Source organism: Stenotrophomonas sp. GD04145, assembly GCF_029835135.1.
Classification (GTDB): Bacteria; Pseudomonadota; Gammaproteobacteria; order Xanthomonadales; family Xanthomonadaceae; genus Stenotrophomonas; species Stenotrophomonas maltophilia_P.
Window position 1 is genome coordinate 1 of the sequence record NZ_JAODZG010000056.1, and the last position, 22,622, is coordinate 22,622.

Here is a 22,622-nt window from a genome sequence, read left to right on the forward strand (position 1 = left end):
CCCTGCCCGGCGAACACCCGCTCCAGCACCTCGGACAGCTCATCTTCCGAGAACGGTTTGGTGATGTAGGCCTTGGCGCCCTGGCGCATGCCCCACATGCGGTCGGTGTCCTGGTCCTTGGTGGTCACCAGGATCACCGGGATGTGCCGGGTCGCCTCGTCGCGGGCGAGGGTGCGGGTCGCCTGGAAACCGTTGAGGTTGGGCATGACCACGTCCATCAGCACCAGATCGGGCAGCTCGGCACGGGCGGCTTCCACCCCGGCGGCGCCATCTGTGGCGGTCAGGATCTGGTGCCCGAGCTTCTCGACGATGCGCTGTATCCCCAACAGCTGCGACGGTGAGTCGTCGACGATCAGAATGCGTGCCATGTTGTTCCCCAGGTAATGCCCGCAGTGTAGTGCGGGCGGATTACCGGCGGGAGGGCGGCGCCTGCCGTCCGTCGCCTGCCTGCAACGTTCAGTCGATCCGTACCACCGTGCGTCCCAGCGAGCCGCCGGCCAGCATGCGCTCGAACACCTCCGGAAGCGCCTCCAGGCCGACTTCCGCCGTACAGATCTGCTGCAGATGCTGCGGCTTCCAGTCGTCGCCCAACCGCGCCCAGACGGTTTCGCGCAGGGCGCGTGGCGCGTTGGCCGAAGAAACGCCCAGCAGCGATACGCCACGCAGGATGAAGGGCATCACCGTCATGTCCAGCTTCGGGCTGGCGGCGAGGCCCGCGCTGACCACGCTGCCGTAGGGCACGGTCTGCGCCAGCAGGCTGGCCAGCATGTCGCCGCCGGCATTGTCCAGGCCCCCGCCGAAGCGCCCGGTCTGCAACGGGCCGGTATCGGCCAACGCCTCGCGTGGCAGAACCTCGCTGGCGCCGATGTCGCGCAGGAAGCGGGCCTGCTCCGGCTTGCCGCTGATGGCGTGCACGGTATAGCCGGCGCGGCTGAAGATCGACAGCGCCAGGGCACCCACGCCACCGCTGGCGCCGGTCACCGCCAGCGGGCCCAGATCCGGGGTCTGCCGATTGTCCTGCAGGCGCAGCAGCGCCAACGCGGCGGTGAAACCGGCCGTGCCCAGCACCATCGCCTCGCGCGGGCTGAGCCCGGGCGGCTGCGCGATCACCGCACTCGACTCCAGCCGCACGTACTGGCTGTAGCCGCCGTCGCGGGTTTCGCTCAGGCCGCAGCCGGTGGCCAGCACGGCGTCGCCCTCGCGCCAGGCCGGGTCGGTGGAGGCCACGACCGTGCCGGCCACATCGATGCCGCCCACCAGCGGGAAGCGGCGCAGGATCCGGCCCTTGCCGGTGCCGGCCAGGGCGTCCTTGTAATTGACCGAGGACCACCGGGCGCGGATCAGCACCTGCCCGGGGTTGAGGTCGTCGACCCCCAGCCGGGTCAGTCCGCTGCGGTAGCCGGCGTCGTCGCTTTCGATGCGGAAGGCGGTGAACGGGGTGGTGGGGACCATCGGCGTGCCTGACTTCGAGGAAAACGCCACCTTACCCCGTTCGCCCCCTTTCGATCCTGCCGATCCGCCCCATCTTGTATGATCGGTGATGGTTCACGGCTGGCGCCGCGGGAAGGGCCCGCGCCGCAGCCCATATCTTGATGGAGCGTGCATGGCCTGGAATACACCCGGCGGCAACAAGGGCGGACAAGGCCCCGAGGACAATCGACGCGGGCCGTTCGGGTCGCGCGGCGGTGGCAATGGTGGTGGCTGGGGCGGGCTGCCCGGGCCGTTGAAGGATCTGTTCGATGGCGGCATCGTCCGCTGGGTGGTGGCCGCCCTGGTGCTGCTGGTGCTGTTCTCCAGCTTCCAGCTGATCGGCGAGCAGCAGCGTGGCGTGGTGCTGCGCTTCGGCCAGTTCTCGCGCATCCTGCAGCCCGGACCGAACTTCAAGCTGCCGTGGCCGATCGAGTCGGTCACCAAGGTCAACGCGACCGAGATCAAGACCTTCTCGATCCAGGTTCCGGTGCTGACCCGCGATGAGAACATCGTCAACGTGTCGTTGAACGTCCAGTACCGCATCGATGATCCGCAGCAGTACCTGTTCGGCACGGTCGATGCCAACCAGGTGCTGGAACAGTCGGCCCAGAGTGCCGTGCGCGAGGAAGTCGGCCGTGCCGATCTGAACGCCGTGCTGAACAACCGTGGCCCGCTGGCCGCGGCTGCCGAGGAGCGCCTGCAGGCGCTGCTGCGCGCGTTCAAGACCGGCCTGACCGTCACTGGCCTGACCCTGCAGGACGCCCGTCCGCCGGAGGAAGTGAAGCCGGCCTTCGACGAGGTCAACGGTGCGCAGCAGGTCAAGGAACGCCTGATCAACGAAGCCCAGGCCTACGCCGCCAAGGTCGTGCCGGAAGCACGAGGCCAGGCCTCGCGCGCCCGTACCACCGCCGAAGGCTACAAGCAGGCCGTGGTGTCCAAGGCCGAGGGTGATGCACAGCGCTTCAGCCTGCTGCAGGCCCAGTACAAGGATGCGCCGGACGTGACCCGCAAGCGCCTGTGGCTGGAAACGGTGCAGCAGGTGCTGAGCGAGAACCGCAAGGTGATCGGTGGCGATGGCCGCCAGCTGATCTACGTGCCGATGACCGGCGATACCCGTCCTGCGACGTCGGCCGCCGGCGTGCCGAATCCGGACGTGGTGATGCCTTCGTTGCCGGGTACCACGGCAGCGGAACCTTCCCGTGACCCGGGCCGGCCCACAGGCCGCCCGACCGGGCGACCGAGCGGCCGTGAGGAGGGCAGCCGATGAAGAGTCCAATCTGGATCGCCGTGATCGTGGCGGTGGTGCTGGGCCTGCTGGGCTCGGTGTACGTGGTCCGCGAGGACCAGACCGCCATGGTCCTGAACCTGGGCAAGGTAGTGCGCTCGGACATCAAGCCGGGCCTGCACTTCAAGCTGCCGATCGTGGAAACGGTGAAGGTCTTCGACCGCCGCTTCCAGGTGCTTGATACCGCCCCTGCGCGTTACTTCACCGCCGAGCAGAAGGACGTCAGCGTCGACTTCTTCGCGATCGGCTACATCTCCAACGTGGGTGACTACTTCCGTGCCACCGGCGGCGATCCGCGCATCGCCAATGCCCGCCTGGCACCGATCATCACCGACTCGCTGCGCAACCAGATCAACTCGCGCACCCTGCAGCAGCTGGTGTCCGGCGACCGCAGCGAGCTGATCGCCGAGCAGCTGAAGGGCATCAACGAGGCGGTGGCAGGGCTGGGCATGCAGATGATCGATCTGCGCATCAAGCAGGTCGATCTGCCGACCGACAGCCAGGTCATCAACGACGTGTATGAGCGCATGCGCGCCCAGCGCAAGCAGGAGGCCGCCAAGCTGCGCGCCGAAGGCGAGGAACAGTCGCTGACGATCCGCGCCCAGGCCGACCGCGACAGCACCGTGCTGATCGCCGAAGCCGAGCGTGATGCCCAGCGCCTGCGCGGTGAAGGTGATGCCGATGCCGCGCGCATCTATGGCAAGGCCGGTTCTGCCGATCCGGCGTTCTACGCCTTCTACCGCAGCCTGGAGGCCTACCGTGGCTCCATGACCGACGGCAACGGCGTGATCGTGCTCGACAAGAACGACCCGTTCCTGCAGTACCTCAAGAGCGATCGCTGAGGTCGCACGCACTACCCACGGGGCCCGGCCAGATGCCGGGCCCCGTGCCATTTCTGGAGTTCCCGATGAAAGACCTGTTCGCGGCCGTGTGCCTGGTCGCGGTGCTGGAAGGCCTGTTCCTGTTCGCGGCCCCGCTGGCCTGGAAGCGCATGGCCGAGCGCCTGCTGGACCTGCCTGGACCGGCCCTGCGCAGCTTTGGCGGCCTGATCCTGCTGGCCGGCCTGAGCCTGCTGTGGTGGGCACGGCATTAGCAGCGGGTCATGTTCCTTTTCGCAGGAAAGGGATCTGACCCCGTTTCGGGCCCCTGACCGCTGGGTGAAGCCGTCCGTCGGAAAGGTGGCACCCGACCCCGGAAACCCGGATAATGCACAAAAGCCGGACGGGCCTCCCCCGTTCGGCTTTTTCCGTGTCTGGGCCATCCATCGCCGGCTGCTCCCCGTTTGGAGCCGCCATCACCGCGCTGGCCACCCCCGCCACGGTTTACCCGTCCGCGGCCCCGATGGCCGCAACAAATCGAGGAGCCCGTCATGGGTCAGTCTGTCGTAGTGTTGGGTGCCCAGTGGGGCGATGAAGGCAAGGGCAAGATCGTCGATCTGCTCACTGAGGAAATCGGCGCGGTCGTGCGCTTCCAGGGCGGCCACAATGCTGGCCACACGCTGGTCATCAACGGCAAGAAGACCGTCCTGCACCTGATCCCGTCCGGCATCCTGCGCGACGACGCACTGTGCCTGATCGGCAACGGCGTGGTGATCTCGCCGGCCGCGCTGCAGAAGGAAATCGCCGAACTGGAAACCTCCGGCGTGGAAGTGCGTTCGCGCCTGAAGATCTCCCCGGCCGCGCCGCTGATCATGCCGTACCACATCGCCCTGGACCAGGCGCGCGAACGCGCTGCCGGCGGCAAGGCGATCGGCACCACCGGGCGTGGCATCGGCCCGGCCTACGAAGACAAGGTGGCACGTCGCGGCATCCGCATCGCCGACCTGCATTACCCCAAGCAGCTGGAAGAACTCCTGCGCACCGCGCTGGATTACCACAACTTCGTGCTGACCAAGTACCTCAACACCGACGCGATCGACTTCCAGAAGACCTACGACGAGGCACTTGCCTTCGGCGAGTACGTCGAGCCGATGAAGTCCGACGTCGCCGGTATCCTGCACGACCTGCGCAAGCAGGGTAAGCGCGTGCTGTTCGAAGGCGCGCAGGGCGCGCTGCTGGACATCGACCACGGCACCTATCCGTACGTCACCAGCTCCAACACCACCGTCGGCGGCGCACTGGCCGGCGCCGGCGTGGGTGCCGATGCGATCGACTACGTGCTGGGCATCGCCAAGGCCTACGCCACCCGCGTCGGCGGCGGTCCGTTCCCGACCGAACTGGACGATGAGATCGGCCAGGGCATCCGCGACCGCGGTGCCGAGTACGGCGCCTCGACCGGCCGTCCGCGTCGCTGCGGCTGGATGGATATCGTCGCGCTCAAGCGCGCCGTGGCCATCAACGGCATCAGCGGCTTGTGCATCACCAAGCTGGACGTGCTGGACGGCATGGAGAAGCTGAAGGTCTGCATCGCCTACGAATACCGCGGCAAGCGTACCGAGTACGCACCGCTGGACGCGCAGGGCTGGGAAGAGTGCACCCCGGTGTACCTGGAGTTCCCGGGCTGGAGCGAGAACACTCACGGCATCACCCAATGGGATGACCTGCCGCCGGCCGCGCGCGCCTACCTGCGTTCGCTGGAGGAGCTGGCGGGCTGCCCGATCAGCATCGTCTCGACCGGCCCCGATCGCGACCACACCATGGTCCTGCAGGATCCGTTCGCCTGAGGTAGCGCCGGGCCATGTCCGGCGTGGTGGTAACGTTGTTCAATTGAAAAAAGAGCGCCGCGACTCCCTGTGGGGTCGCGGCGCTTCAGTTTGGGCCGGTTTCATCTGTCGGCGGTGGCGCTGTCAAGTGCAGCCACGGAAGCCGACACCATGACCGCTCGCAAGACCCCGCCGTTCCATGTTGTTGAGCCCATCAACGACGACGCCAATCCCGCCGACGATCTCAGCACGTTCCAAGGCTGCCTCACCCGCATCCGTGATGGCGAGGGCTCCGATGGCATGTTGTGGCCGGAGGAGAACCTGTCCGACGGACGACGTCAGTCCTTGGCGCGGATCGACCGTGCGGCCATGGGCATCCTCACCGCGGTGGAGATGCTGCATGCGGCCAACCGTTGCGCCACCATGGCGACGCCGCGCAGGCACCTGGACGAAGGTGGGGGGGAAGGGCTGTTCTTCGCCTGCCGCGAACTTGCCGAGCCGGTCTGCAGAGAAGTCAGGCCGGCCTGACGCCCTTCCGCATGTGCGATGCCTGGCCTCGCCATCTGGCGAGGTATCGGGTGGGTTCACGCGCTTCAGACTGACTTCCGCGCTGGCGCGCGTTCGGGCGTGCCGGGCTCCGGCATCACCCGCGCGCTGGAATCGGTTGAGTCCGCTGGAATTGCCGCCTCGTACTTCGGCTATGGGCGCGGCGACGCACGTCCGCGCGGGCGTTCCTGGCTGCGGCTGACCGTGCTGGAGGTCTGTGGCCGTTCTTCTTCTGGCAGCCCCTGGCACTGCTGTTACTGCTTGCCGGTGGCGGGCTGGCGACCGCCAGCATCGCGCTGCGGCGGTGGCGACGCCGGTAGCGCCGGGCCATGCCCGGCGGGGTACTTGTCAGATACCCAATACGGCTAGGATCGTGCCCAAATCGGGCATCACTGCGACTGGCTCTGCCACGCGGCACACGCGCTACCCTCCCGCCTGCAACAGCGGGTACGGATTGATCGATTCCCCCTTCCACCACTGCTTCTCCGGCCCCAGCACGTGCACTTCGAAATGCAGGTGCGGGGCCTCGGCGCTGGCGTTGCCGGTGCTGCCTACGTAGCCAATCACCTCGCCACGCTTGATCACCTGCTTTTCGGCCAGGCCATCGGCATAGCGTTGCAGGTGGGCATAGTAGTAGCACCAGTGCCCGCTCGGCTCGAACTGGTAGATCGTCAGCCCCCCACGCTTGCTGTCGAACAGCTTTTCCACCGTCCCATCGGCCACTGCCAGCACCGGAGTTCCTGCGTCGGCCATGATGTCGATTGCATCATGCACGCGCCCTTCGCTGCGGGCATCGGTGAAGGTATCGCGCAGCTGCGAAGGCAGTACGCCCTGCACCGGCAGCAGCAGGCCGCTTGGCGCATCGGTGGCGCTGGACGGCGGCACCGCCGTGGGAGCCGCAGCGCCCACACGCGGCGTCGCAGCCGCAACCTCCGGCGCCGCAGCCACCGCAGGTGGTGCTGCAGGCCGGGCAACCGCTACTGGCTCACCCGCATCGCGGCGCAGCCACCAGCCCATTCCCACACCCACCAGCACGCCCAGCACGATCAACTGCGAAAGTCGCATCGGCTCACTCCTGCATAACCACGGGGACAGAGGTATTCACCGCATCGGCCACGCGCAGTGCATCCCAGTTGGTCATGCGCACGCAGCCATGCGATTCGGTCTTGCCGACATGCCCGGGTACCGGCGTTCCGTGCAGGCCATAGTGGGGTTTGGACAGATCGATCCAGACCCGGCCGACCGGATTGTTCGGACCGGGCGGCAGTGTGGCCTTCTTCTCGCCTTTGCGCGCATCCCAGAGCAGCTTGGGGTTGTAGTGGAACGGCGGGTCGCGATGGACGCCGAGTATCTTCCATTCACCGATCGGCAGCGGATCGTGCTGGCTGCCGGACGAAACCGGCACCTGTGCGATCACCTTGCCCTGCGCATCCAGCAACTGAAGAGTGGAATCGGACTTGTCGACCACGATCTTCGCCGCCTTCGGCAATGCCGCGGGGGCGATGTTGGGCACCTGGATGCGGCTGCCGGCCTTGGCCAGATCGACGCCGGGGTTGAGCAACTTCAGAAGGGCAGGGGACGCGTGGAAGCGTTCACCGAGCGCTTCCTCGACGCTGCTGTAACCCAGCGACTTCAGCTTTGCCTGTGCGGCGGGTTTCTTGGGAATGGACTGGAAAGGACCGGCAACATCCTCGGCCGTCAGCGTGTAGCTGGCCAGCGGCGCGATCGTCTCGGCCTGGAGAGCCTCCCAGGTGCTGTCGTCCAGCTCTCCGCTCACCGTCAGGCCGTGTGCCGCCTGGAAGCCGGCCACGGCCCGATGCTGGTTGCTGCCGACTTCACCGTCGATCTCGCCCGGGGAGAAATTGGCGCGATCCAGCAACACTTGGGCGTGCAGCGGCGAGCGGGCTGCTGTATCGGGTCCGGCCTTCTCGGCAATGGGCTCCGGCAGCTGGGCCGGCGGCGGTACCTGCGCGAAGGCGGGCGACACCAGCAAGGACAGGGCGAGCAGGGCGGGGCGGTACACGGGCATGAAGATCTCCGGCAGATGGCAGCTCCACCCTGCCCGCAGAGGCTGCGCAGCCTCCGTGAAAGCAACCTGATGCCGGCATGAGCAGGGCAGCCCCGGCCTGGCTCAGGCCCTTGTCGCAGAAGTGCGGGGCGGGGCCTCACCAAGGTGAACGGCTGCCGACGCCCGTGCTTGTTGCCGATCAAGATTGCCGGTGGCGCGGCCGATACGGGCGCATCCCCCCGTTTTGGATGTACCCATGGATTACTTGAGGAATGTCAGGGTTGCCTGGCGTCTTGGGCTGGGCTTTGGCCTGTTGCTGCTGCTGGTCGCGGCCGTGGTGGCCACCGGCGCCACCGCCAGTGTCGTGCAGAAGCGCGCGATGCAGCAGGTAGTCGACGTCAGTGTGGCCAAGGTACGCCTGCTGTCGCAGATGCTCGATGCCAACAACCAGATGATGGTAGTGCGCCGCGAAATGCTGATCCGCCAGGGCGAAGAGCGCGGCAGCGACGAGAAGCGCATTGCCGACCTGGTCAAGCGCTACGAGGCGGATTGGTCCGCCTATCAGGCACTGCCGGGCGATGCCGAGGGCAAGGCCATCGCTGAAACCATCGCGGCCAAGCGCGCCCTTGCGCGCCCGCTCAACAAGCAGACCAGCGAACTGATGGAGCAGGGCGACTACCCCGCTGCCGTGGCACTGACCCTGGGGCCGGTGCAGGAAGCGGCCAACGGCTGGAACAAGGCGTTGTCCGAGGGAGTCGACTTCGAAGAGAAGGAAAGCCGCGAGGCCGCCGCCGAGGCGATCCGCCTGGGTGAACGCAGTCTGCTGCAGTTGCTGGTGCTGGGAGGCGTGGCCCTGCTGGTCGGCATTGCCGCCTCGGTGATGATCGGTCGCAGCCTGACCGGTCCGCTGGCACGCGCGGTGAACCTGGCCGAGCGCCTGTCCAAGGGCCAGCTGGACCAGGAATTCCGCCTCGGCGGCCGTGACGAGCTGACCCGGCTGGGCGAGGCGATGGCCAGCGTGCGGCAGAGCGTGCAGGCCGCCATCGGGGCGCAGATGCACATGGCCGAGCAGCACGAGGCGGGTGCGATCCGCTACCGCATGGACGCCAGCGCGTTTCCGGGCGATTTCGGGCGCATGGTGCAGGCCACCAACAGCCTGGTGGAATCACACGTGCAGGTGGAACTGCTGATGGCCGAGGTCATGCAGCGCTATGCCATCGGCGACCTCAGCCGCGACCTTCCGGACTATCCCGGCGAGAAGGGTACGCTGACCCGCACCCTGGCCGCAGTGAAACAGAGCCTGCTGGCAGTCAACACCCAGATTGACGACCTGGTCCGCGCGGCGCGCGCCGGAGATTTCAGCGTGCGTGGGGATGCCAGTGCGTTCCAGTATCAGTTCAGGGCGATGGTCGAGCAGCTCAACGGCATGATGGCCAGTTCGCAGGCCAGCATCGCCGACGTCTCCGATGTGCTGCGCGCGATCTCCGGGGGCGACCTCACTGCGCGCATGGACGGTCACTACGACGGCGTGTTCGCCCGCATGCGCGACGATGCCAACACCACCACGGCCCAGCTGACCGGTATCGTGCGCGGCATCCAGGACGCTGCCGACAGCATCAACACTGCCGCGCAGGAGCTCGCCGCCGGCAACAGCGACCTGTCGCGCCGTACCGAACAGCAGGCCGCCAACCTGGAAGAAGCGGCGGCATCGATGGAAGAACTGACCTCGACCGTCCGCCAGAATGCCGAGCTGGCCCGCCAGGCCGACAGCGAGGCACACGCTGCCGGCGCGGCGGTGCGGGCCACCGAACAGGCAATGGCACAGATGGCATCTGTGATGGGAGAGATCGATCAGTCCTCGGCGCGCATCTCGGAAATCTCCACGGTCATCGATGGCATCGCCTTCCAGACCAACATCCTGGCCTTGAACGCTGCGGTGGAAGCTGCCCGCGCGGGTGAGCAGGGCCGCGGCTTTGCCGTGGTCGCCAGTGAAGTGCGCACGCTGGCGCAGCGTGCGGGCATCGCCGCCAAGGAGATCAAGGAACTCATCGAAGAGGCGGCAGGCAAGGTGCAGAGCGGTCTGGCGGTCACGGTCGAGTCGGAAGCAGCCATTGCCCGCTTGGCACAGGCCAGCGCACGCACCAACCAGCTGATGAGTGACATCGCTGCGGCGAGCAAGGAACAGGCGGCCGGCATCGAACAGGTCAATCAGGTGGTGGTGCAGATGGATCAGGTGACCCAGCAGAATGCCGCACTGGTGGAAGAAGCCACTGCCGCCAGCCGCGCGCTGGAAGAGCAGGCCAATGCGCTGACCGCGTCGGTCGCGGTGTTCCATATCGAGCAGAGCGGTGCAGTCCGCACGGTGGCAGCACGCGCGGCCTGACCGTCGGCAGCCGCCTGCAGGCACGGGCCGCCACGTGTTCGCGCGTGGTGGCCGGTCAGTCCTGCATGCGGCGGATGCGGCCGTCCTCGATCTTCCAGATCACGTCCTTAGCCGTGGAGACGTACAGCGGCGAGCGGGCCCACAGGCTCCAGAACACATGGATCTCGGTCGGTGCCGGGTCCTGCAGATGGGTGATGAACATCGCCGCACCGGGTGGCGCACGCTTCAGCTGGATGCAGCTGTGGGTGAAGGCGCGGCGGGAGACGATCCGACCGTGGGCGATGTCGAGACGATGCGTGCCGCCCAGCGGAACCACGGCAGGATCTGTGGTGGCGGGCAGCAGGTAGACCGTCCACGCATCGGCGGCCGTACCGGGCGCCGGAAGAACCACGCTGTTGTAGGTCTGCGCGCAGGCGTCGAAGGCGCTGTTCAGCGCCAGCGCCCGTGCGGCGGCAGCGCCGGCCTGGTAGGTCGTTGGCGCCGCTGGAACATCCAGAGTCTCGGTTGCGCCGGTCATCCTTCCCTGCGCGTCGGTGGCGGCCCTATACAGGACCACTGCGCCGTCGCCGATCATGCTGACTTCGTAGTGGCTGCCGCGCTGTTCGGTTATCCAGCCCCTTACCCGGGTGTCTCCGCGCAGGCCCTGTGCGAGCAGGGCGTCGGTTGCGCGCTCGGCCGCCAGGTCGTGCTCGAACATCTGCCGGCCACGCGCTTCGGCCTGTGCGATGGCCAGCGCGGTGCCCACATCGTCCGCTGGCGCGGCGGGAGCCCGCGCATTGCCGGAAACGGCCGGTGACGCGGCGCAGAGCCACGCCAGCAGCCCCAACATGCCAGTCCATCGTTTCATGGCCCGTTCTCCCCTGCGTCCTGCGGCACCGTGGAGTATGCAGCAGGCCGGTGGTCTACCGCGCGGCACCTTTTTCGGCGATGCTCGCTGAAAAGGGGGAGCGGGCATGGACAACAGGGAACCGGAAGGGACCTATGGCGATGTGCCGCGGGTGCAGGGCATCGAGGTGGCTGCGGCGCCACCGGAGCCGGAAGCAGCGACCGACTGGTCGATGCTGCCGCTGACCCGTGGTGATGATGACTCGGCGGTGATGCAGGCGCTGTCCCGCATGCGCCGTGAGCCGGCACTGCTGTTCACCACCGCTTATCTGCTGGTGTCGCTGCTGGGGCTGTGGTGCAGCTTCTGGTTCTACCGGGGATTCGAGCTGTCGATTCTGGATTACCTGCAGCCCAGCGATTTCCTGGTGGCCGGCATCCGTGACCCGGCCTATGCACTGCTGCTGGCTGCGGGCGTGCTGCTGGTGCTGCTGGTGAGCTGGCCGGAAACGCTGCGGATGCGCAATGCGGCCAAGCTCGAGCAACTGCGCGCACGCAACTGGGCATGGCGGGCGGTGCTCATGCGCTCGGTACTGACCAGCTGGGAGGGCGTAGGTCTGCGGCCGCTGACGGCGATGACCCTGGCCGTGGCCGCATTCATGGCCATCGGCGCGGCCAACTACGTGCAGGTGCGGGGGCAGCAGATCCGCAACGAGGGACGTGGGGAAGTGATCCGCCTGCAGTTGAACGGCGACGCGGCGCCCTTGCCCGGCACCGCGCGCCTGCTGGGCTCCAGCAGCGCATTCCTGTTCGTCTGGTGGCCGCAGCAGCGACGGGCCGAAGCGATTCCGATCGCTGCGGTGCGCAAGCTGCAGGCGGTGGCCGTGGCGGCACCCGCGCCCAAGGGCCGGGCCGGCGATTGACTGAGCCGTGGCGCCGCCGGGTGCTGATGCTGCCCGGCGTGCGCCACGTCACCGTGCAGGGCCGCAGGCATCGTGTGCCCGCTGCGCTGCCGGGTGCATCTCAACCGCCTGCGCGGGTGCGCGCCGCCTTCTTCGCGGCGGTCGAGCGTGCCGCCTTCTTTGCTGCTCGCGTTGCCGCTGCCTTCTTCGCGGCTGCACTGCGCGTGCTGGCCGTGGACTTCTTCGCGGGCGCCTTCTTCGCGGCAGTCTTCTTCGCGGCAGTCTTCTTTGCGGCCTTCTTCGCCGGTGCCTTCTTCGCCGCCTTCTTCGCAGTCTTCTTGGCGCCCTTGCGGGCACTGCCACTGCGCTTGCCTCCGCCATCCTGCTTGTTCACGGTGGCCCACGCAATGCGCTCGGCGGTGCTTTCACTGGCACCACGCTCGCGCTCGCTTTCCTCGATGTGTTCGGCCTGGCGCTTCTGCTTGTCGGTATAGGCGGATTTGTCTCCACGGGGCATGACACGTCTCCTTGCAGGCGATGGGGGTGAGGCCGTCAGGCCAACTGCCGCAGCTTCGGTTCGCGGGCCCATTGGCGGGTGGCGGCGACGGCGAGGAAAGCGTCTGCATCGCCCGCGTCGACGATGCCTGCATCCTTGCCCACGCGCGCCGCCTTGAGCAGCACCCGGCCTCCTTCATCGCTGCCGATGGCCTTCAGGTGTGCCCACGCGGTGCTGGCAAATTCCAGCCCCGCACTGTCGCTGGACAGCCGCTTGCCGGCCTCCTCGCTGAGCACGATCGCGACCGCATCGAACACCGCCGATGGAGTCCCCGCCAGTTGCCCGTCGGCCGCCTGCAGCTTGCCGTTGCTCAGGGTGGCGCCGCCCACCTTGGGAGCCACCAGCTTCACCGCCGCGCCGGCCTTCTCGGCGGCCTTGCGCAGGCTGCTGATGACACCGGCATCGGAGCCTTCATCAAACAGGATGCCGATGCAGCGCCCTTGCAGGGTGGGTTTGTTGCGACCAATCACGCGCACCTCGGGGGCCGGCGGCATGTCCCGCACCGGCGTAGCGGTGGGCGCCGGGTCGGGCAGGGCGGGCAGCGCCAGTCCTTCCGCCACCCGCTGCGCGAGGGTTTCGTCGATGTTGCGCAGGTGGCTGACGGTACGCACCCGCACCTTCAGCGTTTCCACCTTGGACAGCTCGAACACCAGCGCCGAGGCCAGATGGGCCTGCTCGGGTGCTTCCAGGCTGCGGAAGAACATCCGTGCCTGGCTGTAATGGTCGGCGAAGCTCTCGGCACGCGTGCGCCCCTTGCGGCCGTCATCCGCGCTGGCATGGCTGCGGAATCCGGCCGGTGTCTCGCGCGGGCTGTCGTCCTCCAGCGAACTGGGGTCGTAGGCCACGCGGCCCTTGGGCACCTGCATCTGCATATGCCCATCGCGCTGGTGGTTGGCAAACGGGCACTTTGGCGCATTCACCGGGATCTGGTGGAAGTTGGGCCCGCCCAGGCGGATCAGCTGGGTATCCAGGTAGGAGAACAACCGGCCCTGCAGCAGCGGGTCGTTGCTGAAGTCGATGCCGGGCGGCACGTTGGCCGGGCAGAAGGCCACCTGCTCGGTTTCGGCGAAGAAGTTGTCCGGCCAGCGATCCAGCACCATGCGCCCGATCACCTTCAGCGGCACCAGCGATTCGGGAATGATCTTGGTCGGGTCCAGGTGATCGAACGGAAATGCGTCGGCCTCCTCTTCCGTGAACAGCTGCACCGCCAGTTCCCATTCGGGGAAGTCGCCACGCTCGATCGCCTCGAACAGGTCGCGCCGATGGAAATCGTTGTCCGCGGCCTGCAGCTTCAACGCCTCGTCCCACACCGTGGACTGGATGCCCAGCTTCGGCCGCCAGTGGAATTTGACGAAGGTGGAGTCGCCGGCCTCGTTCAACAGGCGGAAGCTGTGCACGCCGAAGCCTTCGATCATGCGCAGCGAGCGTGGAATGGCGCGGTCGCTCATCGCCCACATGATCATGTGCATCGATTCGGGCATCAACGAAATGAAGTCCCAGAACGTGTCGTGCGCGCTCGCTGCCTGCGGGAACGCGCGGTCCGGTTCCATCTTCACCGCATGCACCAGGTCGGGAAACTTCATTGCGTCCTGGATGAAGAACACCGGGATGTTGTTGCCCACCAGGTCCCAGTTGCCTTCAGGGGTGTAGAACTTCACCGCGAAACCCCGCACGTCGCGGGGGGTGTCGACCGACCCGGCACCGCCGGCCACGGTGGAAAAGCGGGTGAACACCGGAGTCTTCTTTCCGACTTCGCCAAGGATGCGCGCACGGGTGTACTTGGCCAGCGAGTGGGTGAGTTCGAAATAGCCGTGGGCGGCGCTGCCGCGGGCATGCACGATGCGCTCCGGGATGCGCTCATGGTCGAAGTGGGTGATCTTCTCGCGGAGGATGAAGTCCTCCAGCAGGGTGGGGCCTCGTGGGCCCTGGCGCAGCGAGTTCTGGTTGTCGGCGACGGGGATGCCCTGGGCCGTGGTCATCGGGGGGTGCGTGCCGCCGGCGTGCAGGTGCAGTTCGTCGCCGTCGCCACGGCGATGGTCGGGGGAGGGGGCGGGTGCGCGCTTGCCGGAGGGCTTGCTGGCGGCCATGGGTCCAGGTCCTGTAGCGGGGAAGTCAACCTCTACACTCGCGCGCCAGACGTTAAGCCCCGGTCCCGCGCAGGTGATCGCGCGGACAAGGGCGCCTCGGCTATGCTTGGCGCATGCGAGTCGAGCCTGCCGACATCGAAGCCCTGTTCGACGCCATCCCGGACGTGCTGTTCTTCATCAAGGACCGCCAGGGCCGTTACACCCACGTCAACCAGACGATGCTGCGGCGGCTGGGCCTGCGCGCGCGCAAGGACGTGATCGGGCGTACCGCGGCCGAGATCTACCCGACCGGCCTCAGTGCGGACTATGTCGACCAGGACGCACGCGTGCTGTCCGGCGAGGTGATCGAGAACCTGATGGAGCTGCACCTGTTCGCCAACCGCGAGCCGGGCTGGTGCCTGACCTGCAAGCGGCCGCTGGTGGTCGACGGCAGCATCGAGGGCCTGATCGGCATCTCGCGCGACCTGGGCCAGAAAGACAGCCTGGGAACCCAGTACGAGCAGCTGCGGCTGGCCCTGGCCCATCTCAACGCGCATTACGCCGAGAACGTGCGCATGCAGACATTGCTGGACATCACCGGGTTCTCGCTGTCCAAGCTGGAGCGCAGCTTCCGCAAGGTGTTCCAGATGACCCCGCAGCAGGTGCTGACGCGGCTGCGGATCCAGATGGCCATGCATCTGCTGCATGGCGACGACAGCATCGCCTGCATCGGCCAGGCCTGCGGGTTCAGTGACCAGAGCGCGTTCACCCGCAAGTTCAAGGCCGAAACCGGTTTCTCGCCGCGCGCCTACCGCGCCCGCATCGGCGAGCCGGCGCTGGCCTGAGCGGCCTGCTGCACTGTGCCTATCCCCACAGGCGCGGGACAGGGTAAGGTGACGCCCCTGTAGCCGCCGCCCACTCCTGCCGATGCCCGCCAGCCCCGTTACGCCTGCCTCGCCCTCCCGCCTGGGCCATTCGCTCAAGCCACGCCAGCTGATCATGATGGGGTTGGGCAGCGCCATCGGCGCGGGCCTGTTCCTGGGGTCCGGTGTGGGCGTACAGGCGGCCGGCCCGGCGGTGCTGGTGTCGTACCTGGTGGCCGGCGCACTGGTGATCATCGTGATGAACGCACTGGGCGAAATGGCGGCGGCCAAGCCGACCAGCGGCGCGTTCTCGGTCTATGCCGCCGACGCCATGGGCGCCACGGCAGGGGCGACTGTCGGCTGGCTCTGGTGGGTACAGCTGGTGATCGTGATCGCCGCCGAGGCCGTGGGAGCGGCGGGCCTGCTGGCCACGGTCTGGCCTGCCATTCCGGTGCCGATGGCCGCCCTGGCGTTCATGCTGTTCTTCACCGCGATCAACCTGCTGGGGGTCAGGAATTTCGGTGAGTTCGAGTTCTGGTTCGCCATTCTCAAGGTGGTGGCGATCCTGGCGTTCATCGCCATCGGTTTCGCGCTGCTGATGGGCTGGCTGCCGCAGGTGACCTCTCCGGGACTGAGCAACTTCACCGCACACGGCGGTTTTGCACCGCAGGGCCTGGCCGGTATCGGCGCAGCCCTGCTGGTGGTGGTGTTCGCCTTCGGCGGCACCGAGATCGTGGCCGTTGCCGCGGCCGAGACCGAGGATCCCGAGCGCAGCATCGCCCGCGCCATCCGTACCGTGGCCTGGCGCATCCTGGTGTTCTACATCGGCTCGCTGAGCGTGATCATCGCCGTGGTGCCGTGGACCAGCGAAGCGCTGAAGTCGCCGTTCGCCGCGGTGCTGGATGCGGCCCGCATTCCGGGGGCGGGCACGGCCATCACGCTGATCGCAGTGATCGCCCTGCTGTCGGCCCTCAACGCCAACCTCTACGGCGCGTCGCGGATGATGTATTCGCTGGCGCAGCGCCGCGAGGCACCGGCCGTGCTGGGCTGGACCGACCCGCGGCAGGTGCCGGTGATCGCCGTTCTGGCCAGCGTGCTGTTCGGGTTTGCCGCGACGGTGATGGAACTGCTGTTCCCGGACAAGGTGCTGCCGGTACTGCTGAACATCGTCGGCTCGACCTGCCTGCTGGTGTGGACGCTGTCGCTGCTTTCTCAACTGGTGCTGCGCCGCCGTGCGGACCGCCTCGGCTCGCGCCTGCCGTTCCGCATGGCCGGTTTCCCGTGGCTGACCTGCTGCGCCCTGGCGATCCTGGCACTGATCTTCGGCCTGCTGCTGAGCGAGGCGCATACGCGCCTGCAGTTCCTGTCGATGGTGGCCCTGACCGCCACGATCGCGGCCGGCAGTGCCATCGCGCGCCGCATGCGCGAGGCCTGATCCGTACAGCCGAGCGTGGGCTCGGCTCTACAGCGGGCATACATTCTGCGTGCCATCCTGTTCGCGGGGCCGTCATCGGCCCGCTGAACTGGAGCACCCCATGTTGCGCAGTCGTCCGTTCCTGATGTTCACCGGCCAGGCCGAGGCGGCCCTGGCCCTGTACGCCGAGGCGTTCGCCGATTTCCGGCTGCTTGCCCTGCAACGCCATCCCGACGGCGCAGGGGCGGGAGTGCCCGGCCAGGTGCGGCAGGCGACCTTCATGCTCGGCGGCACCAACTATCTGTGCTTCGACAGCCTGGATGTGCACGACTTCACCTTCAGTCCGTCGATCTCGCTGTTCGTCGAGTGCGGTGGCGCCGAACAGTTCGAGCGCGCGGCGCGCGTGCTGGGCGAGGGCGGGCACTGGCTGATGCCGGTGGGCGACTACGATTTCAGCAATCGCTACGGCTGGGTGCAGGACCGGTTCGGTGTGTCCTGGCAGTTGAGCGTGGGGCAGATGCCGGATCCGTGATCGGTTCAGCCGCTGCGCTCGCCGGGCATGGCCCGGCGCTACCGTAAACGAAAACGGCCCGCTTGCGCGGGCCGTTCCGTCAATCACGCTTCGACTTCATCGTCCTTGTAGGCGTCGACCGGGATGCAGGCGCACATCACGTTCTTGTCGCCGTAGACGTTGTCGACGCGGGCCACCGGCGGCCAGTACTTCTGCAGCTTCAGGCTGGGCAGCGGGAAGGCGGCCAGCTCGCGCGGGTAGGCGTGGGTCCACTCGCTGGCCGTCACCGCGGTGGCGGTGTGCGGCGCGTTCTTCAGCGGATTGTCCTCGCGGTCCAGGCGGCCATCCTCGATCGCACGGATTTCCTCGCGGATCTGGATCATGGCATCGATGAAGCGGTCCAGCTCATGCAGCGACTCGCTTTCGGTGGGCTCGACCATCAGCGTGCCGGCCACCGGGAAGCTCAGCGTCGGCGCGTGGAAGCCGAAGTCGATCAGGCGCTTGGCCACGTCCTCGGCGCCGATGCCGCTGCTCTTCTCCAGCGGGCGCACATCGAGGATGCACTCATGCGCCACCAGGCCGTTGCGGCCGGTGTACAGCGTCCTGAAGTGCGGCGCCAGGCGCTTGGCGATGTAGTTGGCATTGAGCTGCGCGACCTGGGTCGCCTTGCGCAGGCCCTCGCGGCCCATCATCGCGATGTACATCCAGCTGATCGGCAGGATCGAGGCGCTGCCGAAGCTGGCGGCGCTGACCATGCCGACCGGGCCGTTGTCACCCAGCTTGCCCGGCAGGAACGGGGCAAGGTGCGCCTTGACTGCGCACGGGCCGACGCCCGGGCCGCCGCCGCCGTGCGGGATGCAGAAGGTCTTGTGCAGGTTCAGGTGGGACACGTCCGAACCCCACTTGCCCGGCTTGGCCACGCCGACCAGGGCGTTCATGTTGGCACCGTCGGTGTACACCTGGCCGCCGTGCTTGTGGATGATCTCGCAGATCTCGACCACCTCCTCCTCGAACACGCCGTGCGTGGAGGGGTAGGTCATCATGATCGCGGCCAGGCGGTCGCTGTACTTCTCGGCGTTGAGGCGGATGTCCTCGACATCGACGTTGCCGTTGGCATCGGTCTTGGTGACCACCACCTTCATGCCGCACATCTGTGCCGAGGCCGGGTTGGTACCGTGGGCCGAATCCGGAATCAGGCAGATGTCGCGATGCTCCTCACCACGCGAGCGGTGGTAGGCGCGGATCGCCAGCAGGCCGGCGTACTCGCCCTGTGCACCCGAGTTCGGCTGCAGGCTGACCGCATCGTAGCCGGTGCATTCGACCAGCATCGCTTCCAGCGACTCGATCAGTTCCTTGTAGCCCAGTGCCTGGTCGGCCGGCACCAGCGGATGGATCTGCGAGAACTCCGGCCAGGTCACCGGGATCATCTCGGCGGTGGCGTTGAGCTTCATGGTGCACGAGCCCAGCGGGATCATCGTGCGGTCCATCGCCAGGTCCTTGTCGGCCAGTGAACGCAGGTAGCGCAGCAGTTCGTGCTCGCTGTGGTGCGTGTTGAACACCGGATGGGTCAGGAACGCGGACTGGCGCAGCAGCCCGGCCGGCAGCGCGTCGGCGGTGCTGGCATCCAGTGCATCGACATCGGCTTGGGCACCGAAGACGGCGGCCAGCGCGACCACATCGGCGCGGGTGGCGGTCTCGTCCAGGCTGATGCCGACCGAGTCGCTGTCGATCGCGCGCAGGTTGTAGCCGGCGGCGCGCGCCTTGGCGTGGATCTCATCGGCGTGCACGCCGGTGACGTGCAGGGTGTCGAAGAAGTCGCCAGCAACCTGTACGCCGGCCTTGCGCAGTGCGGCGGCCAGGATCGCGGCCAGGCGGTGCGTGCGGCGGGCGATGCGGGTCAGGCCTTCCGGACCGTGGTAGACGGCGTACATCGAGGCCATCACCGCCAGCAGGACCTGTGCGGTACAGATGTTGGAGGTGGCCTTCTCGCGGCGGATATGCTGTTCGCGGGTCTGCAGGGTCAGGCGGTAGGCCGGGTTGCCCTGCGCATCGATCGAGACGCCGATCAGGCGGCCGGGCATCGAGCGCTTGTAGGCGTCGCGGCAGGCCATGAACGCCGCGTGCGGGCCACCGAAGCCGAACGGCACGCCGAAACGCTGGCTGTTGCCGACCACGATGTCCGCGCCCCATTCGCCCGGTGCGGCGAGCAGGGTCAGCGCCAGCAGATCGGTGGCCACGGCGACCAGGCCGCCGCGTGCATGCACGGCCTCGACCAGTGCCCGGTAGTCGGCCACCTGGCCGAACGTATCCGGATACTGCAGCAGCACGCCGAAGCTGTCCGCTTCCAGCGCTTCGGCCGGGGTGCCGACGCGCAGCACGATGCCCATGGGCTCGGCGCGGGTGCGCAGCAGCTCCAGGGTCTGCGGGTGCACGGCATCGTGCACGAAGAAGGTGTCCGACTTCGACTTGGCCGAACGCTTGGCCAGGGTCATCGCTTCGGCCGCTGCGGTGGCTTCGTCCAGCAGCGAGGCGTTGGCGATCTCCATGCCGGTCAGGTCGGCGCACAGGGTCTGGAAGTTGATCAGCGCTTCCATGCGGCCCTGCGAGATCTCTGCCTGGTACGGGGTGTAGGCGGTGTACCAGGCCGGGTTTTCCAGGATGTTGCGCAGGATCACGTTCGGCGTGTGGGTGCCGTAATACCCCTGGCCGATGAAGCTGCGCAGCACGGTGTTCTTGTCGGCGATCGCGCGGATCTTCGCCAGCGCCTCCACTTCGGTGATCGACTCCGGCAGCGCCAGCGCTGCCGGCGACTTGATCTTGGCCGGCACAATGGCATCGGTCATCGCATCCAGCGACGCGTGGCCGACGACGTCGAGCATCTGCGCGATCTCGGCGTCGTTGGGGCCGATATGACGCTCGACGAACGCACTGTGGTGCTCGAGCTCACGCAGGGAAGGGGTGTTCTGGGACATGGCGAAGGATCCGTCAGGAAAGGGCACACGCACGGGCACAAGCCGCCGGATGGCGGGCTGCGGGGCGCCCCTCTGTCCTTTTGCCTGAGAGTTTGGAAGCGCGGCTGGCCGCAGCTTCGTGCCCCTTCGGCGCCGGATCGAACCGGTCTCTCCAGAGTTGTGTTGCGGGTGGTATCGGGCCTGAGCGATTACGGGCGTTGCGCCTTCGGCAGCGGTGTTCCGCTTCTCCCACCGTGTTGCCCGCCGATTATAGCCGGTTATGGCCTGCTGCCGGGGCCGCCCGGGCAGGGCCGGCGCCTGAATGGCCGATGGCCCGGGGCGTGCGTTTTGTGCGGTGCTGCATGGCATCGGGCGCATTCCCCGCCTATCATGGGCGGATACCCGAATTCATCTGGCGCCGTCCCTGCTGCAGCGGGACCGGCGCCCGCCGTGCGTGCCGCGCATGGCCTTGCCGGACACCGTTCACATGACCGCCGCTGTTGCTCCGTCCACCCGTCGCATGGCCCTGCTGCTCGCGGGCCTGGCCATGTTCGGCCCGTTCTCCATCGACACCATTTTCCCGGCCTTCCCGCAGCTGGCCCAGCGCCTGGCGGTGGATGAGGTGGCCGTCCAGCAGACCATCAGCGTCTACCTGCTGTTCTATGGCCTGATGAGCCTGGCGCATGGGCCGCTGTCCGATGCCTGGGGCCGCAAGCGGGTGATTTTGGGCGGCCTGGTGGTGTTTGCCGGGGCCTCGGTCGGCTGCGCGCTGTCCACTGACCTGCCGACCCTGCTGGCGTTCCGCGCGCTGCAGGGCCTGTCGGCGGGCGTGGGCATGATCGTCGGCCGCGCGGTGATCCGTGACCTGTACCACGGCCATGACGCCCAGCGGTTGATGAGCCAGGTCTCGATGCTGTTCGGCATCGCGCCGGCCATCGCCCCGATCATCGGTGGCTGGATTCTGCTCAGCGGTGCCGGCTGGCCGCTGATCTTCTGGTTCCTCGTGGTGTTCTCGCTGCTGCTGCTGGTGGCCACCGCGCGCTTCCTGCCGGAAACGCATCCGCCGGAGGCGCGGGTACCGCTGTCGCCGCGCGCACTGCTGCGTGACTATGTGCGCATCGGCTTCAACCCGCGTTTCCTGCGCCTGGCACTTGCCGGCAGCATCGGCTTCGGCGGCATTTTCCTGTACATCGCTTCCGCGCCGGTGTTCGTGATGCAGCACCTGCATCTGGGCGAAGGCGATTTCGCCTGGCTGTTCATTCCCACCATCGGTGGCATGACGGCCGGCGCGTTCCTGTCCGGGCGCATGGCCGGGCACACCACGCCGACCCGGCAGGTGACCATCGGCTTCTCCCTGTGCGCGCTGTCGACACTGCTCAACGTCGGCTACGTGGTGCTGGCGGCGCAGTTCGCGCTGCCGTGGGCGGTACTGCCCATTTTCCTGGGCGGCATGGGCATGGCGCTGATCTTCCCGATCCTGGCGCTGGCCGTGCTCGACATGTATCCGCACCAGCGCGGCCTGGCTTCGTCGCTGCAGGCCTTCGCGCAGCTGATGATCAGCACCGTTGTGGCCGGTGTCGTGTCGCCCCTGCTCAGTGCCAGCCCGCTGCATCTGGCGCTGGGCCAGGCCGGCTTCTTCGCCGCCGGGTTTGTGTTCTGGTACTGGGAACACCGCCGTGAGCGCGCAGTGCAGGCCTTGGTCACGGACCTCTGACCGGCCGCAGGGGCGGTGGCGGGCGACCCGTGAAGCGGCGCCACGGCCGGGGTGCGCTATCCTTGCGCCCCCCCGTAGCGATGCCGCCCCCATGTCCACCACCTCCAAGACCCGTCGCGACCAGCGCCGCCGCCAGGAAGAGAAGGCTGCCAACAAGGCCGCTGCCCAGACTTCGCCGGTGGAGCCGCATGCCGAACTGCGTGATGCGCAGCGCACGCTGCTGGCAGGTGTCGTGCGCCGCGATGGCGAGTGGGTGCTGGGCATGGATGGCCGTATCGCCGGACATAGCGAGAGCGCCGCGCAGGTACTGGCGTTGATCATGCAAGCCGGTGAACTGCACGAGCGCAACGGTACGCCGGTGCGTCTGATGTATTCCGACGCGCTGCGCGATGCCGCGCAGGCCGAGGCCAGGAAGAAGGGCCAGACCTTTGAGGAATACAAGGCCGAGCTGGCCGCCGCGATGGCGGCGAAGAAGAACAGCTGACCCGTA

At 67.6% G+C, this 22,622-nt stretch carries 20 protein-coding genes, 1 pseudogene and 1 riboswitch; of the genes and pseudogenes, 13 read left to right on the top strand and 8 right to left on the bottom strand.

From position 1 onward, the window contains the following. Both pilH and N7367_RS17450 read right to left on the bottom strand, forming a co-directional pair. Positions 1–368: twitching motility response regulator PilH (pilH, locus tag N7367_RS17445; protein ID WP_053518630.1), on the bottom strand; the 368-nt coding region annotated here is incomplete at its 3' end. 88 nt (positions 369–456) lie between these two features. Continuing rightward, entirely contained in the window at positions 457–1,452 is a 996-nt protein-coding gene (locus N7367_RS17450) for a YhdH/YhfP family quinone oxidoreductase (RefSeq protein ID WP_065182641.1), read from the bottom strand. A 151-nt stretch (positions 1,453–1,603) separates the two neighbouring features. Here N7367_RS17450 and hflK point away from each other — a divergent pair, with 151 nt between their 5' ends. The 6 genes and pseudogenes from hflK to N7367_RS17480 all read left to right on the top strand — a co-directional run. Next, positions 1,604–2,737, top strand: a complete 1,134-nt coding sequence (gene hflK / locus N7367_RS17455) for an FtsH protease activity modulator HflK (RefSeq protein WP_065182642.1) — start codon at positions 1,604–1,606, stop codon at positions 2,735–2,737. Then, positions 2,734–3,597 carry a protease modulator HflC gene (locus tag N7367_RS17460; protein ID WP_053518623.1) on the top strand — a complete coding sequence of 288 codons (864 nt, stop codon included), beginning with the start codon at positions 2,734–2,736 and terminating at the stop codon, positions 3,595–3,597. The genes hflK and N7367_RS17460 overlap by 4 nt, the downstream gene beginning before the upstream one ends. A gap of 65 nt (positions 3,598–3,662) precedes the next feature. Continuing rightward, positions 3,663–3,848, top strand: a complete 186-nt coding sequence (locus tag N7367_RS17465) for a DUF2065 family protein (protein WP_053518621.1) — start codon at positions 3,663–3,665, stop codon at positions 3,846–3,848. Positions 3,849–4,124: 276 nt separating this feature from the next. After that, a complete protein-coding gene (locus N7367_RS17470) occupies positions 4,125–5,417 on the top strand; it encodes an adenylosuccinate synthase (RefSeq protein ID WP_053518619.1) in 1,293 nt (430 codons plus the stop codon). A 150-nt stretch (positions 5,418–5,567) separates the two neighbouring features. After that, positions 5,568–5,924 (top strand): hypothetical protein, encoded by a 357-nt coding sequence (locus tag N7367_RS17475; RefSeq protein ID WP_279942884.1) that lies wholly within the window; start codon positions 5,568–5,570, stop codon positions 5,922–5,924. Between the two features lie 72 nt (positions 5,925–5,996). Beyond that, positions 5,997–6,262, top strand: a pseudogene (locus tag N7367_RS17480) (hypothetical protein); the annotation flags it as partial. Between the two features lie 103 nt (positions 6,263–6,365). Here the strand turns inward: N7367_RS17480 and N7367_RS17485 are convergent. Continuing rightward, positions 6,366–7,007 carry a M23 family metallopeptidase gene (locus N7367_RS17485; protein ID WP_164151601.1) on the bottom strand — a complete coding sequence of 214 codons (642 nt, stop codon included), beginning with the start codon at positions 7,005–7,007 and terminating at the stop codon, positions 6,366–6,368. Between the two features lie 4 nt (positions 7,008–7,011). Further along, entirely contained in the window at positions 7,012–7,971 is a 960-nt protein-coding gene (locus N7367_RS17490; protein ID WP_279942885.1) for a L,D-transpeptidase family protein, read from the bottom strand. Positions 7,972–8,206: 235 nt separating this feature from the next. On the opposite strand from N7367_RS17490, the gene N7367_RS17495 reads away from it, so the two are divergent. Beyond that, a complete protein-coding gene (locus N7367_RS17495) occupies positions 8,207–10,333 on the top strand; it encodes a methyl-accepting chemotaxis protein (protein WP_180876641.1) in 2,127 nt (708 codons plus the stop codon). Between the two features lie 55 nt (positions 10,334–10,388). Here N7367_RS17495 and N7367_RS17500 read toward each other — a convergent pair whose 3' ends face one another. Then, a complete protein-coding gene (locus N7367_RS17500; protein ID WP_279942886.1) occupies positions 10,389–11,180 on the bottom strand; it encodes a hypothetical protein in 792 nt (263 codons plus the stop codon). Between the two features lie 106 nt (positions 11,181–11,286). Here N7367_RS17500 and N7367_RS17505 point away from each other — a divergent pair, with 106 nt between their 5' ends. After that, positions 11,287–12,078, top strand: a complete 792-nt coding sequence (locus tag N7367_RS17505) for a hypothetical protein (RefSeq protein ID WP_065174820.1) — start codon at positions 11,287–11,289, stop codon at positions 12,076–12,078. Between the two features lie 100 nt (positions 12,079–12,178). Here the strand turns inward: N7367_RS17505 and N7367_RS17510 are convergent, their stop codons facing one another. Further along, on the bottom strand, positions 12,179–12,574 hold the full coding sequence (locus N7367_RS17510) for a hypothetical protein (RefSeq protein ID WP_279942887.1): 396 nt from the start codon (positions 12,572–12,574) through the stop codon (positions 12,179–12,181). A gap of 35 nt (positions 12,575–12,609) precedes the next feature. Beyond that, positions 12,610–14,700 (bottom strand): catalase, encoded by a 2,091-nt coding sequence (locus tag N7367_RS17515; protein ID WP_279942888.1) that lies wholly within the window; start codon positions 14,698–14,700, stop codon positions 12,610–12,612. Between the two features lie 113 nt (positions 14,701–14,813). Between N7367_RS17515 and N7367_RS17520 the strand changes: the two genes are divergently transcribed. The 3 genes from N7367_RS17520 (at position 14,814) to N7367_RS17530 (ending at position 17,488) form a co-directional block, all read left to right on the top strand. Then, positions 14,814–15,524 (top strand): AraC family transcriptional regulator, encoded by a 711-nt coding sequence (locus N7367_RS17520; protein WP_053519032.1) that lies wholly within the window; start codon positions 14,814–14,816, stop codon positions 15,522–15,524. 82 nt (positions 15,525–15,606) lie between these two features. Beyond that, on the top strand, positions 15,607–16,977 hold the full coding sequence (locus tag N7367_RS17525) for an amino acid permease (protein WP_065174823.1): 1,371 nt from the start codon (positions 15,607–15,609) through the stop codon (positions 16,975–16,977). 100 nt (positions 16,978–17,077) lie between these two features. Further along, positions 17,078–17,488 (top strand): VOC family protein, encoded by a 411-nt coding sequence (locus tag N7367_RS17530; RefSeq protein ID WP_279942889.1) that lies wholly within the window; start codon positions 17,078–17,080, stop codon positions 17,486–17,488. 83 nt (positions 17,489–17,571) lie between these two features. Here N7367_RS17530 and gcvP read toward each other — a convergent pair whose 3' ends face one another. Continuing rightward, complete coding sequence (gene gcvP, locus N7367_RS17535) at positions 17,572–20,439, bottom strand: aminomethyl-transferring glycine dehydrogenase (protein ID WP_065174824.1); 2,868 nt, start codon at positions 20,437–20,439, stop codon at positions 17,572–17,574. Between the two features lie 62 nt (positions 20,440–20,501). After that, positions 20,502–20,604: riboswitch (glycine riboswitch) on the bottom strand. A gap of 301 nt (positions 20,605–20,905) precedes the next feature. Here gcvP and N7367_RS17540 point away from each other — a divergent pair. Continuing rightward, positions 20,906–22,132, top strand: a complete 1,227-nt coding sequence (locus tag N7367_RS17540; protein ID WP_279942890.1) for a multidrug effflux MFS transporter — start codon at positions 20,906–20,908, stop codon at positions 22,130–22,132. Positions 22,133–22,223: 91 nt separating this feature from the next. Continuing rightward, the gene (locus N7367_RS17545; RefSeq protein ID WP_279942891.1) at positions 22,224–22,616 is read left to right on the top strand and encodes a hypothetical protein; all 393 of its coding nucleotides are present in this window, start codon (positions 22,224–22,226) and stop codon (positions 22,614–22,616) included. The last annotated feature ends 6 nt before the right edge of the window (positions 22,617–22,622 follow it).

Excerpts from the sequence above, each read along its gene's own strand:
- N7367_RS17450 (WP_065182641.1), bottom strand. The coding sequence starts at position 1,452 with ATGGTCCCCACCACCCCGTTCACCGCCTTCCGCATCGAAAGCGACGAC.
- hflK (WP_065182642.1), top strand. The coding sequence starts at position 1,604 with ATGGCCTGGAATACACCCGGCGGCAACAAGGGCGGACAAGGCCCCGAG.
- N7367_RS17460 (WP_053518623.1), top strand. The coding sequence starts at position 2,734 with ATGAAGAGTCCAATCTGGATCGCCGTGATCGTGGCGGTGGTGCTGGGC.
- N7367_RS17465 (WP_053518621.1), top strand. The coding sequence starts at position 3,663 with ATGAAAGACCTGTTCGCGGCCGTGTGCCTGGTCGCGGTGCTGGAAGGC.
- N7367_RS17470 (WP_053518619.1), top strand. The coding sequence starts at position 4,125 with ATGGGTCAGTCTGTCGTAGTGTTGGGTGCCCAGTGGGGCGATGAAGGC.
- N7367_RS17475 (WP_279942884.1), top strand. The coding sequence starts at position 5,568 with ATGACCGCTCGCAAGACCCCGCCGTTCCATGTTGTTGAGCCCATCAAC.
- N7367_RS17485 (WP_164151601.1), bottom strand. The coding sequence starts at position 7,007 with ATGCGACTTTCGCAGTTGATCGTGCTGGGCGTGCTGGTGGGTGTGGGA.
- N7367_RS17490 (WP_279942885.1), bottom strand. The coding sequence starts at position 7,971 with ATGCCCGTGTACCGCCCCGCCCTGCTCGCCCTGTCCTTGCTGGTGTCG.
- N7367_RS17495 (WP_180876641.1), top strand. The coding sequence starts at position 8,207 with ATGGATTACTTGAGGAATGTCAGGGTTGCCTGGCGTCTTGGGCTGGGC.
- N7367_RS17500 (WP_279942886.1), bottom strand. The coding sequence starts at position 11,180 with ATGAAACGATGGACTGGCATGTTGGGGCTGCTGGCGTGGCTCTGCGCC.
- N7367_RS17505 (WP_065174820.1), top strand. The coding sequence starts at position 11,287 with ATGGACAACAGGGAACCGGAAGGGACCTATGGCGATGTGCCGCGGGTG.
- N7367_RS17510 (WP_279942887.1), bottom strand. The coding sequence starts at position 12,574 with ATGCCCCGTGGAGACAAATCCGCCTATACCGACAAGCAGAAGCGCCAG.
- N7367_RS17515 (WP_279942888.1), bottom strand. The coding sequence starts at position 14,700 with ATGGCCGCCAGCAAGCCCTCCGGCAAGCGCGCACCCGCCCCCTCCCCC.
- N7367_RS17520 (WP_053519032.1), top strand. The coding sequence starts at position 14,814 with ATGCGAGTCGAGCCTGCCGACATCGAAGCCCTGTTCGACGCCATCCCG.
- N7367_RS17525 (WP_065174823.1), top strand. The coding sequence starts at position 15,607 with ATGCCCGCCAGCCCCGTTACGCCTGCCTCGCCCTCCCGCCTGGGCCAT.
- N7367_RS17530 (WP_279942889.1), top strand. The coding sequence starts at position 17,078 with ATGTTGCGCAGTCGTCCGTTCCTGATGTTCACCGGCCAGGCCGAGGCG.
- gcvP (WP_065174824.1), bottom strand. The coding sequence starts at position 20,439 with ATGTCCCAGAACACCCCTTCCCTGCGTGAGCTCGAGCACCACAGTGCG.
- N7367_RS17540 (WP_279942890.1), top strand. The coding sequence starts at position 20,906 with ATGACCGCCGCTGTTGCTCCGTCCACCCGTCGCATGGCCCTGCTGCTC.
- N7367_RS17545 (WP_279942891.1), top strand. The coding sequence starts at position 22,224 with ATGTCCACCACCTCCAAGACCCGTCGCGACCAGCGCCGCCGCCAGGAA.